We start from the raw sequence: 13,383 nt of genomic DNA, 5'->3' as shown, positions 1-13,383 counted from the left end.
TCGCTATCGTGGCGAGCGTGGTGACGACCGATCGCGACATCGCCCGCTGGCGGCTGCATTCGCAGCGCCTGGCCGACCCGGCGCCCGGGGCCCGGGACGTGGTCGCGTCCCTGCTGGCCGTGCAGGCCGAGAATCCCTCGCAGTCGGCGTGGGCGGTGGCCACGCGCACGGCGACTCCGCGCAGTGAGGACCTCGCCGGCGCACTCGCGAGCGGCCGCGTCATCCGGACGCACGTGCTGCGGCCGACCTGGCACTACGTCGACGCCGACGACGCGCGCTGGCTGCTCGAGCTCACGGCACCGAGGGTGCTGCCGACGATCGAGGTGCAGTTGCGCGCGCTCGCCGACGAGATGGGCCGGCTCACCGATGCGGTCGTCGGGATCCTCGCCGAGGCGCCCGACCGCACCCGGGCCGATCTCGCGGTCGAGCTCGGTGCGCGCGGCATCGAGCTCACCGGCATGCAGCTCATGCTCCTGCTCGCGCACCTCGAGGTGCACGCGCTCGTCTGCAGCGGCGCGCCGCGCGACGGCGAGCACACGTACGCCCTGTTCGACGAGCGCGTGCCCGCCGGCCGGGAGGTGGACCGCGACGAGGCCCTCGCCGAGCTCGCCCGGCGCTACTTCACCTCGCACGGCCCCGCGACCGAGCGCGACCTGGCGTACTGGGCCACGCTCACCGTGACCGACGTGCGCCGGGGGATCGCCGCCGCCGACGGGCTGGTCTCGTTCGAGCACGACGGCCGCACGTTCTGGCACGCGGGCGGGGACGCACCGGCTCTCGCCGCCCCCGCCGGCCACCTGCTGCAGGTGCTCGACGAGATGTACCGCGGGTACCAGGACTCCCGTTGGGTCATCGACGCCGAGGGGCTGGCCGAGCGGCGCCGCGAGGCGGCGATGGGCATGGGCCTCGTGGACGGCCAGCTGCTCGCCGCCATGCGCCGCACCGTCGGGGCCACGGCCGTGACCTTCGCGCTGCAGCCGGTGCGCGAGCTGCGGGCGGCCGAGCGCCGGGCGCTGGATGACGCGGCGCAGCGCTACGCGGCGTTCCTCGGCCTCGAGGCGCGCGTTCGGATCGTCGACGGCTGAACTGGGCGTGCCGCCGCGTCACTCCGCCGCGGGGGTCGCCGCACTCGGGCGGGACCGCTCCGGCGTGTGCAGCCGGGTCAGGATCCGCTCGGTGTTCGCGGGCCTGCGCCGGTCGAGCAGCGAGACCACGACGCACGTCAGCGTCGCGGCGGGGATCGTCCAGGCGCCGGGCTGCGCGAGCAGTGCCGCGACCGGTCCGGCGTCGGAGCCGATGGCCGCGGACACGGCGAAGGCCGCGGCGCAGAGCGTCGCGCCGACGAGCATGCCGGCGACGGCCCCGCGCGCGGTGAGGCGCCGCCACCAGATGCCGAGCACGATGACGGGCGACAGCGCCGACGCGGCGAACACGAAGACGTTGCCGACCGATGAGACCAGCGCCTGCGGCACCGTCGCGAGCGCGACGAGCAGCGGGATCGTGGCCGTGAAGACGGCGGCCCACCGGAACGAGCGGACCGTGCCGTGGAAGAGGTCCTGGCTCACCACGCTCGAGAGCGACACGACGAGTCCCGACGACGTGCCGAGGAACGCGGCGAGCGCGCCCGCGATGACGAGCGCGGTGAGGAGGTCGCCCACCACGCCCGGGAAGAGCCGCGACGGCAGCAGGAGCGCGACCGTGTCGGCCACTCCCGGCTGGGCCAGATCGGGCACGGTCGCGCGCGCGACGAGCCCGATGGTGCCCGAGACCATGTAGAAGACGCTGATGAGCGCGATGACGATGACCGTCGTCCAGCGCGCCGAGCTGCCCGTCGGGCTCGTGTAGAAGCGCACCAGCACGTGGGGCAGCCCGATCGTGCCGAGCAGCAGGGCGAGCAGCAGCGAGGCCGTCGCGTACGTGTCGAGCCCGCCGGGTCCGTACTCGACGGGGAACACCAGGTGCGGGTCGACCGACGGCTCGTGGGGGCCGAACGCGATCATCACGAACAGCACCGGGACCGCGAGGGCCGCGAGCTTCAGCCAGAACAGGAACGCCTGCACGAACGTGATCGAGCGCATGCCGCCCGCCGCGACCGACCCGGCGACGACCACGGCGACGGTGACGGCGCCGACCCACGGCGGGACGTCGGCGACGACGTTGAGCGCGAGTGCGGCGCCCTGGAACTGGGGCACGATGTAGAGCCATCCGATGACCACCACGAGCACGCTCGTGACCCGGCGGGCGACCACCGAGTCGAGGCGCGCCTGGATGAAGTCGGGGATCGTGTACGCGCCGCTCCGGCGCAGCGGGGCGGCGACGAAGACCAGCACGAGGAAGTACCCGGCGGCGTAGCCGATGGGGAACCAGAACGCCTCGGACCCCGACAGCAGCACCAGCCCCGACAGCCCCAGGAAGGTGCCCGCCGACAGGTACTCCCCGCTGATGGCGGACGCGTTCCAGATGGGGCGCACGGTGCGCGATGCGACGAAGAAGTCGCTCGTCGTCCGCGAGATCCGCAGGCCGTACGCGCTGATGACGGAGGTCGCGACGACGACGAACAGGATCGCGCCGGCGACCAGCAGCGGGCTCATTCCTGCTCCACGAGGGCGCGGAACCGCTGCTCGACGCGCATCGCGGCGACGACGAACGCGATCGCGAAGACCAGGATGACCGGGTAGTAGCCGTACGCCTGGATCAGCCAGGGCAGGGGCACGCCCCACAGCACGAGGTCGTGCAGGGCCGGGACGCGGCTGATGACCACGGTCATGCCGGCGATGACGGCGACGAAGGCGAGCACGAACGCGACCGCGAGCCGGCCCTGCGCGCGCATGAGCCCCCGCGTGAAGACGGACTCCGCCTCGCTCACGTGCGTCGACCCGGTCCGCGCGACGGGCTCGGTCCGGCCCTTGAGCGCCCGGTCGACGGAGGTCACGCGCTCGCGCGCGGGGCGGCCGCGACCCGCGTCGGAGCCGTTCACCGTCCCTCCTCGGGCAGCTGCAGGATCGCCTCGCGCACGACCTGGATGGAGCGGCGGCTGACGGGGATCTCCTCGCCGGCCACCGTCAGCGACGGATGCGCGCCGACGAGGCGCACGGTCGTGATCGCGTTCCGGTCGACGAGGTAGGAGCGGTGCACGCGGATGAAGCCCGCCGGCGCCCAGCGCTCCTCGAGGTCGGAGATGGTCTCGCGGATCAGGTGGCTGTCGGCGTCGGTCACGAGCCGCGAGTAGTCGCCCTGCGCCTGCACCCAGCGCACGTCGCTGCGCCGCACGACGCGCATGATGTTGCCGACCCGCACCGGGATCGTCTCGTCCGGGACCGCGTCGGCCTCCGGCACGGCATCGCGCCCCGCGAGGATGCGGTCCACCGCACGGCGCAGCCGCTCCCGCCGGATGGGCTTCAGGATGAAGTCGACCGCCTGGAAGTCGAACGCCTCGACCGCGCCGGCCTCGTCGGCCGTGACGAACACGATCGCGGGCGGCTCCCCGAACCGTCGCAGCGCCCGCGCGAGGTCGAACCCCGACAGCCCGGGCATGTGGATGTCGAGGAACGCGGCGTCGACGGGCCGCTCGGCGAGGAGGCGCACGGCCTCCGAGCCCGAGGCGGCACGACGGATGTCGCGGACGCGCTCGTCGCGGCGGAGCAGCACCTCGAGCTCGTCGAGGACGGGGCGCTCGTCGTCGGCGATGAGGACGTCGATCGTGCGGCCCGCGCCCGCGCGAGCGCCGGGCCCCGCGTCAGCGGCCGTCATCCGCTCACCGCCCGCTCGGTCTCGTTGAACGGCTGCGACTTCGGGATGCGCATGCGTACCATCGTGCCCGCTCCGGGGTTCGTCTCGATCACGAGCGCGTGGTCGTCGCCGTAGATGCCGCGCACGCGCGAGTCGACGTTCCGCAGGCCGATGTGGGCTGCGCGGTCGCCGGCCCGGCCGTCGGCGAGCAGCTCGCGCAGCGCTCCCGGCTCCATGCCGACCCCGTCGTCGTCGACCGTGATCTCGGTGTGCGTGCCGTCGTCGTGCGACGAGATGACGACCGTGCCGCCCTGCTCGCGCGGCTCGAGCCCGTGCCGGATCGCGTTCTCGACGAGCGGCTGCAGGCTGAGGAACGGGATGACGGTCGCGAGCGTCTCGGGCTCGATCCGCAGGCTCACGCTCAGGCGGTCCTCGAAGCGCGCGCGCTCGAGCTCGACGTACGAGTGCACGCTCTGCAGCTCGTCGGCGAGCGTCGTGAACTCGCCCTGGCGCCGGAACGTGTACCGGATGAAGTCGGCGAAGTCGAGGAGCAGGTCGCGGGCGCGCTCGGGGTCGGTGCTGATGTACGACGCGATCACGCTGAGCGCGTTGTACACGAAGTGCGGGCTGATCTGGGCGCGCAGCGCGCGGAGCTCGGCCTCGGCGAGGGCCGTCCGCGAGGTCTCGAGCTCGCCGAGCTCGATCTGCGCGCCGCACCACGTGGCCACCTCGGTCGCCGCGCGCACCAGCGGCGGACGCACCTTCGGCGCGAACGCGACGATGACGCCGACCACGCGGCCGTTCGCGACGATCGGCGCGCCCACGGCGTCGACGGTGCCGGACGACACCTGCCGACGCCCCGACTCGATGACGCTCGACGCGACCTGCCACGCGGTCGGCCCGAGATCGAGGCGGCCGTCGATCGAGACCACCCCGTTCCGGTCGGCGATGGCGATCGCCTCGCTGCCGAGCAGCGAGCGCAGCGAACGCGCCGCGCGGTGCACCTCGCCGGTCTCGAGCCCGCCGCGCAGGTGCACGGCGGCGCGCGACGCGAGCGAGAGGGTGCGGAACGCGGCGCGCTCGGCGTCGCTGCCGAGGTCGCGCGAGCCCCGCGCCATCCGCCATGCGAACTGCGCGAGCAGGGTGAGCGCGACGCCGGCGATCGCGGCGACGGGCAGCCACACGACGTCGATCATGTGCGCTCCCTCGTCACGTCAGCAGCAGCGGGCCCCGGGATTGCGGTCCTGCTCGTCCATCCTCTGTCGCCAGAACTCGCGTTCGGTGAGGGGCGGATGCTCCGGACCGTGCTGCGTGCGGTGGTGCTCGAGGTAGGCCTGGTAGGCATTGTCGCCCATCAGGTCGCGCAGGTACCACGCGACGCTGCGGCATCCGCGTCGCACGCCCTCGACCGCGGCGGACGCGGCGGCGCCCGCCCGGACCGTGGTGGTCCGGGCGGGGCGCCGCGCGGTGGCGTCGGCCATCAGTGGCGCACCGTCTCCGGGCGCCGGTCGGCCGGCAGGGCCGCCCAGTCGCGCTCGAGCGCCTTCTCGGCGGGCGTCGCGACGAGCCCGGCCGGGGCGAAGCGACGGGATGGCACGGGCGGATCCTCGTGGTTCTCGCCCCCGCCGTTGCGGATGGCCCGCGCGGTCGTGACGAGCGAGGTGACGAGCACCGTGATCGCGAGCGTCACGAACACGATCGACAGGGTGCCCTGCACGAAGGTGTTGCGCACGACCGCCTCCATCGCCTCGACCGTGCCGGCCGTGCCGAACGAGGTCTCGCCCGCGTCGAGCGCGTTGCGGAAGGCGATGTGGTTGGCCCAGTAGCCCACCTGCGGCACCGGCGAGAAGATCTTGAACATCGACGCCGTGATCGTCACGACCGCCGCGAAGCCGAGCGGCAGGCCCACGATCCAGAGCCACTTGAAGTAGCTCCGACCCCGCTTGGCGACGATCGCGAGCACGACCGCGAGCGCGATGACCGCGAGCAGCTGGTTCGCGATGCCGAACAGCGGGAAGAACGTGTTGATGCCGCCGAGCGGATCGGTGACGCCGAGGATCAGGATGTAGCCCCAGCCGGCGACCATGATCGCGGTCGTGATCCAGACGCCCGGACGCCACGCGGTGTCCTTGAACTTCGGGATGACGTTGCCGATCGAGTCCTGCAGCATGAAGCGCGCGACGCGCGTGCCGGCGTCGACCGCGGTGAGGATGAAAAGCGCCTCGAACATGATCGCGAAGTGGTACCAGAAGCCCGCCATCGCGGCGCCGCCGAAGGCCTGCTGCATGATGTTCGCGAGGCCGAGCGCCAGGGTCGGCGCCCCGCCCGTCCGGGAGACGATCGATTCCTCGCCCACGGCCTCCGCCGTCGACGACAGCATGTCGGGCGTCAGGTTCACGCCCGTGAGTCCGAGCGAGTTCACGAACGCGACCGCGCCCTCGATGGTGCCGCCCGTGGCGGCCGCCGACGAGTTCATGGCGAAGTAGATGCCGCGGTCGAGCGAGATCGCGGCGACGAGGGCCATGATCGCGACGAACGACTCCATGAGCATGCCGCCGTAGCCGATGAAGCGCGACTGGCGCTCCTTCTCGAGCAGCTTGGGCGTCGTGCCCGATGCGATGAGCGCGTGGAACCCGGAGAGCGCGCCGCACGCGATCGTGACGAACAGGAACGGGAAGAGCGAGCCCGAGAACACTGGGCCCAGCTCGCCGCCGGCGAACTCGCTGATCGCCGGCACCGTGATCTCGGGGCGGACGAGGACGATCGCGCCCGCGAGGACCACGATCACGCCGATCTTCATGAACGTCGACAGGTAGTCGCGCGGCGCGAGCAGCAGCCACACCGGCAGGACCGCGGCGATGAAGCCGTAGACGATGATGCCCCACGCGATCGTGGTGCGGTCGAGCGTGAACGTCTCCGCGCCCCACGGCGTCGAGGCCACCCATCCGCCCGCCACGATCGCGGCGATGAGCAGCACGAAGCCGATGAGCGACACCTCGGTGATGCGGCCCGGGCGCAGGTAGCGCAGGTACACGCCCATGAGCAGCGCGATCGGGATCGTCATCGAGACGCTGAACACGCCCCACGGGCTCTCGCCGAGGGCGTTGACGACCACGAGCGCCAGGATCGCGATGATGATCAGCATGATGAGCAGCGACGCGATGATCGCGGCCGTGCCGCCGATCCTCCCGAGCTCGTCGCGGGCCATCTGGCCGATGGTGCGGCCGCCGCGGCGCATCGAGAAGAACAGGACGAGGTAGTCCTGCACCGCGCCGGCGAGGATGACGCCGACGATGATCCAGATCGTGCCGGGCAGGTAGCCCATCTGCGCGGCGAGCACCGGGCCGACGAGCGGGCCGGCGCCGGCGATGGCGGCGAAGTGGTGGCCGAACAGCACCCGCCGGTCGGTGGCGTGGTAGTCCTTGCCGTCGGCGCGCACCTCGGCGGGCGTCGCGCGGCGATCGTCGGGACGGGCGATGTACCGCTCGATGACCTTCGAGTAGAAGCGGTAGCCGATGAGGTAGGTGCAGACCGCGGCGAAGACGAACCAGACGGCGTTCACCGTCTCGCCGCGGACGATGGCGAGCATCGTCCAGGCGACGCCGCCGAGCAGCGAGATCGCGCCCCAGAGCAGGATCTTGGGGAGGGTCCACTTGCGCTCGCGCTCGGACTCGGCCTCGGGGACGGCCGTGGGCGGGAGGTCGGGGTCGGTGCGGAACTCGGGATCGGGCGGGCGATCGCCGATCGGTTCGGCGCCGATGTCCGTACGCGGGGGCTGCGACGTCATTGTGCTCCTCCTGGGGGTCGCGTCGTTGCTGACGAGGAGTCACGGTAGGCGGCCGGGACGCGCGCCGGAGGGCCGCTGCGATCAACGGCGCGATGGTGCGACGGACGGGCGGTTTCTGCGACGAACGGCGGGGCGGAGCATCATGGAGGCGGGGACGGGAGGGGGAACGCGATGGACGAGCGCGTGGCATCCGACGCGCGGACCTGCCTCTGGGCGGACGACGGCGACGCCGACCGCGTCGAGTCGGCCTCGGTGCGCTTCGACGGGGCAGGCATGCGCGCGATCGGCGGGGCCCGGGCCGCGTCGTACGCGACGGCGTGGGAACTCGACGTCGACGACGGATGGCGCACCCTCGCGTTGCGCATCACGGCGCGCGGCCTCGGCTGGTCGCGCTCGCTCGACCTCGAGCGCTCGCCGCAGGGGGAGTGGCGGGCCGTCGCGACGCAGACCGGCGACGTCGACCTCCCGGCTCCGGGGCTCGCCGACCCGTCGAGCGTGGCCGGGGCGCTCGACTGCGACCTCGGACTGTGCCCGCTCACGAACACCATGCCCATCCGCCGGCTCGGGCTGCTCGACGCCGACGTGCCCGAGACGGCGCTCGTGATGGCGTGGGTCGACGTGCCCTCCCTGCGCGTCATCCGGAGCGAGCAGGGCTACGCGTCGGCCTCGGTCGGCGGGCGTCGGCGGGTGCGGTTCCGTAGCCTCGACGGCGACTTCGCCGCCGAGCTCGAGGTCGACGACGACGGCGTCGTCGTCGACTATCCGGGGATCGGGCGACGCGTCGGCCTCACCGCGGGTCGCCCGCGGCCGGAGCGCCCGCCCGCGGCATCCGGGACCTAGGCGCCCCGCTCGGCCCGCGAGTACCACTCGACGAGGTTGCCGCCCGCGAAGGACCGGACCTCATCGAGCGCGAACCGCGTCGGCGAGAAGTCGGGGCCGAATGCCGGCAGGCCGGCGCCCGCGACGACCGGGTACCGCTTGACCACGAGCTCGTCGATCTCGTCGAGCAGGCGGCCGGCCAGGCGCCCGCCGCCGGCGAGGTAGATGTCGAGCGGCGAGTCCTCGGCCTTGAGCGCGCGTACGGTCGCGAGCGGGTCGTCGGCGACGATCGCGACGGCGGGGTCGGGCGCCTCGAGGCTCCGGGAGACGACGTACTGACGCAGGTGCGGGTACGGCGAGGTGATCCCCATCTGCAGCGCGGGGTCGTAGGTACGCCGGCCCATGACGATCGTGTCGAACCTGGTGAGCGGCGCCTCGGCGATGCCGAACTGCTCGCGGACGTGCCCGGGGAGCGTGTCGCCGTAGTCCCCGGTCATCCAGCCGAGGTACTCGTCGGAGCTCGGGAAGAAGTCGACCTCGTCGTCAGGTCCGGCGATGACGCCGTCGATCGAGAGCGCGATGTAGTAGGTGAGCTTTCGCATGGGTCCTCGTGGATCTCGGTGAGCGGGCGCGGCGATCGCCCGCGGAAAGGGGTGCAACCACTATAACCATAGTTGTTAGGATGGCGACAGGATCGGGCGGAGGTGCAGCGTGGTCAGGAACGACGAGCGGCGGCGACGGCTGCTGGATGCCGCAGTCGAGGTCATCGCCGGTCAGGGCAGCCGCGGGCTGACGTTCGGCGCGGTGGATCGCGCCGCCGCCGTGCCGGCGGGCACCGCCTCCAACTACTTCGCCACTCGCGACCAGCTCGTCGACGAGCTGGCGGCGCACGTGTTCGAACGCCTCGAGCCCGACCCGGCCGAGACGGCGAAGCGGATGTCGGCCGAGCACACGCGCGAGACCGAGCGCGACCTCATGCGGTGGCTGGTCGAGCGCGCGATGGCCGACCGGCCGGCGCACCTGGCGCTCTTCGAGCTGCGCCTCGAGGCCACGCGCAACCCGCGTCTCGCGCCCGCGGTCACGCGCCACTTCGCGGGCAACCTGCGGGTCGCGACCTCCGACCACGTCGACGGCGGCTTCCCGGGCGACCGGTCGACCGTGCTCGTGCTCTACCTCGCGATGACCGGGCTCCTGCTCGAGCACCTGACCCTGCCCGATCTGCTCGGGCCTGTGGACGTCGAAGCGGTCGTCGATCGGATCGTCACGACGGTGGTGCCGCCGGGGTGACGAACCACGCGCAGGACCCCGACGACGCGGGGCGGTGACATCCGGCCCCGAGCGGAGCATGCTGGGCGCATGGGCACGATCACGATCTCGTTCGAGATGACGCTCGACGGCGCGTTCGATCAGATGGAGCAGTGGTTCGATCCGGAGGACCGGAGTGTGCAGCGCGCATCCGATGCGCTGGTCTTCGGCGCCGACGCCGTGCTGCTCGGGCGGAAGAGCTACGAGTTCTTCCGCGAGTACTGGCCCGCGCAGACCGATGATCGGGGCTTCGCCGCGCACTACAACGCACTGCCCAAGTACGTCGCCTCGACGACGCTGACCGGCCCGCTCGACTGGAACTGCACGCTCATCGAGGGCGACGTCGCCGAGACCGCTCGCCGACTGCGCGACGAGCACGACTCGATCATCTCGCACGGCTACGGCGGCGTGGCCGCCGCACTGGTCGAGGCCGGGCTGGTCGACGAGATCCATGCCGGCATCCACCCGTTCATCGCCGGCCCGGCCGAGGAGCGCCTGCGGACCGCGACACCGGTGGGCCTGCGCCTGCTCGGCGTCGAGACCTCCGAATCGGGCATCATCGCCGCTCGCTACGCACCCGTGCGACCATGACGGATGCCGCGCGCAGCGCCGCGGCGCCCGTCGTCAGCGCGCGACGTCGATGAGCACCTTGCCGATCGTGCCCGCCTCGACCGCGTCGTGCGCCTCGGCCGTGCGCTCGAGGGGGAAGCGCGTGATCGGCAGCCCCGCCTCCTCGCCGACGGGCAGGGCGCCGTCCTCGACGGCCCGCACGACGTCCTCGGCGGCGGCGGCCAGCGCCGCATCCCCGACCGTGTACAGCAGGAGGAACTGGTACCGGGCGTTGAGCGCGAAGTGGTGGCGCACGTCGAGCGTCATCTCGGCGCCGCCGTCCGTGGCGTACACCGCGATCGACGCCTGGTTCGCGATCACCTTCGCGTCGAGGGCGGCGTTGCGCGCGGGAGAGACCTCGACGACCTGGTCGATCCCGTCGGGCGCGACCGCGCGGATGGCGGCGGCCGCGTCCTCGGCCCGGTAGTCCACGACGTGGTGGGCGCCGGCGGCCGTCGCGAGCGCCGCCTTCTCGGGCGAGCTCACGGTCGTGACCACGCGGGCGCCCGCCCACCGCGCGAGCTGGATGGCGGCGTGCCCGACCGCGCCGGCACCGCCGGCGACGAGCACGGTGCGTCCGTCGAGCGCTCCAGGCGCGAGCCGGTCCGGCCCGCCGTCGTGCACCGTCAGCGCCCGGTGCGCGGTCATCGCGGGGACGCCGAGCGACGCGCCGAGGTCGAAGCTCGCGGCATCCGGGAGGCGCACCACCCGGGAGGCGGGCAGCACCGCGAACTCCTGCGCGGTGCCCGTGGGGCGCTGGTGCGCGGCGAGGAACACCCAGACGCGGTCGCCGGCCGCGAGTCCGACGACGCCGTCGCCGACCGCGTCGAGGACGCCCGCGCCGTCCTGGTTCGGCACGACCTCGGCGAACGGCGTCGGCCGCCCGGCCGCCGCGCCGGCGCGGGCCTTCCAGTCGGTCGGGTTCACTCCCGAGACGACGATGCGCACGCGCACCTCGCCGCGGCCGGGCTGCGGGAGGTCGCGCTCCACGAGCCGCAGCACGGAGGACGGGCCGGTCTCGGCGTAGGCGATCGCCCTCATGAGGTCGGCGCTTCCTTCGTCGAGCGGATGACGCGGCGCGCGACGTTCTCGCCCGCGTCGGCGGGGATCGCCTCGGTGATCCACGGCCCGGTCCCCTCGCTGAGGTCGACGATCCCCTGCTCGAGCCACGTGTAGCCGCCGTCGAGCACGCGGGCGGCGAGACGCTCGTCCGCGGCATCCGTGTTGCGCCAGAGCTCGTCGAGCAGGCGTTCGGTGCGGTGTCGCGACTGCACCGCGAACGTGTCGGCCAACTGGTACGCGGACCTGCCCCGGTCGGGTGTCTCCTCGGAGATCATGACCGCGCGTACGCACGACGCCGAGACGGCGAACAGCTCGGCGCCGATGTCGACCACGCGGGCGAGGAACCCCTGCTTCTTCTCGAGGCCGCCCTGCCAGCGCGCCATGCCGTAGAAGGTCTCCCGTGCGAGCTTGCGGCTCGTGCGCTCGACGTAGCGCAGGTGCGGCGCGAGCGGTCCGAACTCGTCGTACGAGCCCGGCAGGTCGCCCCGGCCGGCGACGAGCTGCGGCAGCCACTTCGCGTAGAACCCGCTCGCCGAGACCGCCGCCCTGAGCTTGCCCGCGAGGTCCTGGTCGGGGTCGATGAGGTCGCCGGCCGCCTTGAGGTGCGCGTCGACGGCCTCCCGGGCGATGAGCAGCCGCATGATCTCGGTGGAGCCCTCGAAGATCCGGTTGATGCGGAGGTCGCGGAGCACCTGCTCGGCGGGCACCGCGCGCTCGCCGCGCGCGGCGAGCGAGTCCGCGGTCTCGAATCCGCGCCCGCCGCGGATCTGCACGAGCTCGTCGCCGATGCGCCATCCCATCTCGGAGGCCCACATCTTCGCGAGGGCCGCCTCGATGCGGATGTCCTTCCGGTCCTCGTCGGCGAGGATGCCCGACAGGTCGACGACCGCCTCGAGCGCGAACGTGGTCGCCGCGATGAAGGCGATCTTGTGCGCCATCGCGGCGTGCTCGCCGACCGGACGCCCCCACTGCACGCGGGCCTTCGACCACTCGCGCGCGATCTTCAGGCTCCACTTGCCCGCGCCGGCGCAGATCGCGGGGATGGCGAGCCGTCCCGCGTTGAGCGTCGTGAGCGCGATCTTGAGGCCCTCGCCCTCGCGCCCGATGAGGTTCCCGGCGGGGACGCGCACGTCCCGCATCGTGGTCAAGCCGTTCTCGAGCCCGCGCAGGCCCATGAACGCGTTGCGGCGGTGCACCGTGATACCGGGGGAGTCGGCCTCGACCACGAACGCGCTGATGCCGCCCCGGTGGCCGTCCGACTCGGGCACGCGCGCCATGACGACGAGGAGCTCGGCGACGACGCCGTTCGTGGTCCAGAGCTTCGTGCCGTCGAGCACGTACTCGGTGCCGTCCTCGCTCGGCACCGCGGTCGCGCGCAGTCGTGCGGGGTCGGAGCCGACCTCGGGTTCGGTGAGCAGGAACGCGCTGATGGCGCCCTTCGCGCAGCGCGGCAGGAAGCGCCGCTTCTGCTCCTCGGTGCCCGCGAGCACGAGCGGCTCGGGCACGCCGACCGACTGGTGCGCCGACAGCAGGGCGACGATGCCGGCGTTCACCGTGCCGATCATCGTGAGGGCGTGGTTGTAGTAGTACTGGCCGAGGCCGAGCCCGCCGTACTCGACGGGGATCTTCATGCCGAAGCAGCCGAGGGCGGCGAGGCCCTGGTAGACCTCGTCGGGGATCCGCGCCTCGCGTTCGATCGCGGCCGCGTCGACGGTTCGCAGGTAGGCCTCGAGCTCGGCGAGGAACCGCTCGCCGCGTTCCATCCGCTCGGCGCTGGGCCGGGGCTGCGGATGGATGAGCGACAGGTCGAACTGCCCGAGGTAGAGGCCGCGGGCGAAGCTGGGCTTGCGCCACTCCTGCTCGCGCGCGGCCTCGGCCACGGCGCGCGACTGCCGCTCGTCGACGTGAGCCGGAGGGGGTGCGGGCGCTGCGGGCTGGGCCGGCCGGGTGGGCCGGGGCGGGTCGGAAGGTGAGACGGCGGACTCTCGGGTGGCGCTCACGCGAACCTCCTCGTTCATCGCCAATCTACGCTCGGCGGCCGGCGGGGGCCAGCGGCGCCCTGTCGGCGGAAT

General features: G+C 72.9%; 13 protein-coding genes. 4 read left to right on the top strand and 9 right to left on the bottom strand.

Annotated features, from left to right (window positions below):
- Positions 1–17: 17 nt before the first annotated feature.
- A complete protein-coding gene (locus tag WBQ80_RS07120; RefSeq protein WP_336570527.1) occupies positions 18–1,085 on the top strand; it encodes a winged helix DNA-binding domain-containing protein in 1,068 nt (355 codons plus the stop codon).
- 18 nt (positions 1,086–1,103) lie between these two features.
- On the opposite strand, the gene WBQ80_RS07115 is transcribed toward WBQ80_RS07120, so the two are convergent.
- The 6 genes from WBQ80_RS07115 to WBQ80_RS07090 are packed head-to-tail and all read right to left on the bottom strand — an operon-like array spanning position 1,104 to position 7,516.
- Complete coding sequence (locus WBQ80_RS07115) at positions 1,104–2,591, bottom strand: sodium/solute symporter (protein ID WP_336570526.1); 1,488 nt, start codon at positions 2,589–2,591, stop codon at positions 1,104–1,106.
- Positions 2,588–2,977 carry a heavy metal transporter gene (locus WBQ80_RS07110; RefSeq protein WP_336570525.1) on the bottom strand — a complete coding sequence of 130 codons (390 nt, stop codon included), beginning with the start codon at positions 2,975–2,977 and terminating at the stop codon, positions 2,588–2,590. Before WBQ80_RS07110 ends, WBQ80_RS07115 begins: the two co-directional genes overlap by 4 nt.
- Positions 2,974–3,750, bottom strand: coding sequence for a LytR/AlgR family response regulator transcription factor (locus WBQ80_RS07105; RefSeq protein WP_336570524.1), 777 nt, complete (start codon positions 3,748–3,750; stop codon positions 2,974–2,976). Before WBQ80_RS07105 ends, WBQ80_RS07110 begins: the two co-directional genes overlap by 4 nt.
- Positions 3,747–4,925 carry a sensor histidine kinase gene (locus WBQ80_RS07100; protein ID WP_336570523.1) on the bottom strand — a complete coding sequence of 393 codons (1,179 nt, stop codon included), beginning with the start codon at positions 4,923–4,925 and terminating at the stop codon, positions 3,747–3,749. The genes WBQ80_RS07105 and WBQ80_RS07100 overlap by 4 nt, the downstream gene beginning before the upstream one ends.
- A gap of 18 nt (positions 4,926–4,943) precedes the next feature.
- On the bottom strand, positions 4,944–5,210 hold the full coding sequence (locus WBQ80_RS07095; RefSeq protein WP_336570522.1) for a YbdD/YjiX family protein: 267 nt from the start codon (positions 5,208–5,210) through the stop codon (positions 4,944–4,946).
- A complete protein-coding gene (locus tag WBQ80_RS07090; protein ID WP_336570521.1) occupies positions 5,210–7,516 on the bottom strand; it encodes a carbon starvation CstA family protein in 2,307 nt (768 codons plus the stop codon). Before WBQ80_RS07090 ends, WBQ80_RS07095 begins: the two co-directional genes overlap by 1 nt.
- A 171-nt stretch (positions 7,517–7,687) precedes the next feature.
- Here WBQ80_RS07090 and WBQ80_RS07085 point away from each other — a divergent pair, with 171 nt between their 5' ends.
- Positions 7,688–8,356, top strand: a complete 669-nt coding sequence (locus WBQ80_RS07085) for a putative glycolipid-binding domain-containing protein (protein WP_336570520.1) — start codon at positions 7,688–7,690, stop codon at positions 8,354–8,356.
- Here WBQ80_RS07085 and WBQ80_RS07080 read toward each other — a convergent pair.
- Complete coding sequence (locus tag WBQ80_RS07080; RefSeq protein WP_336570519.1) at positions 8,353–8,937, bottom strand: dihydrofolate reductase family protein; 585 nt, start codon at positions 8,935–8,937, stop codon at positions 8,353–8,355. The two genes, WBQ80_RS07085 and WBQ80_RS07080, sit on opposite strands and share 4 nt — an antisense overlap.
- A gap of 109 nt (positions 8,938–9,046) precedes the next feature.
- Here WBQ80_RS07080 and WBQ80_RS07075 point away from each other — a divergent pair, with 109 nt between their 5' ends.
- Together WBQ80_RS07075 and WBQ80_RS07070 are read left to right on the top strand one after the other, a co-directional pair.
- A complete protein-coding gene (locus WBQ80_RS07075; protein ID WP_336570518.1) occupies positions 9,047–9,622 on the top strand; it encodes a TetR/AcrR family transcriptional regulator in 576 nt (191 codons plus the stop codon).
- Between the two features lie 69 nt (positions 9,623–9,691).
- Positions 9,692–10,231, top strand: coding sequence for a dihydrofolate reductase family protein (locus tag WBQ80_RS07070; protein ID WP_336570517.1), 540 nt, complete (start codon positions 9,692–9,694; stop codon positions 10,229–10,231).
- Positions 10,232–10,264: 33 nt separating this feature from the next.
- Here WBQ80_RS07070 and WBQ80_RS07065 read toward each other — a convergent pair whose 3' ends face one another.
- Complete coding sequence (locus WBQ80_RS07065; RefSeq protein ID WP_336570516.1) at positions 10,265–11,290, bottom strand: NADPH:quinone reductase; 1,026 nt, start codon at positions 11,288–11,290, stop codon at positions 10,265–10,267.
- Positions 11,287–13,311, bottom strand: a complete 2,025-nt coding sequence (locus WBQ80_RS07060) for an acyl-CoA dehydrogenase family protein (RefSeq protein ID WP_336570515.1) — start codon at positions 13,309–13,311, stop codon at positions 11,287–11,289. Before WBQ80_RS07060 ends, WBQ80_RS07065 begins: the two co-directional genes overlap by 4 nt.
- Between the last annotated feature and the right edge of the window lie 72 nt (positions 13,312–13,383).

The sequence above is a fragment of the Agromyces sp. CCNWLW213 genome, from assembly GCF_037199545.1.
Lineage (GTDB): Bacteria > Actinomycetota > Actinomycetes > Actinomycetales > Microbacteriaceae > Agromyces.
This window is presented reverse-complemented; position numbering and strand designations above follow the sequence as displayed.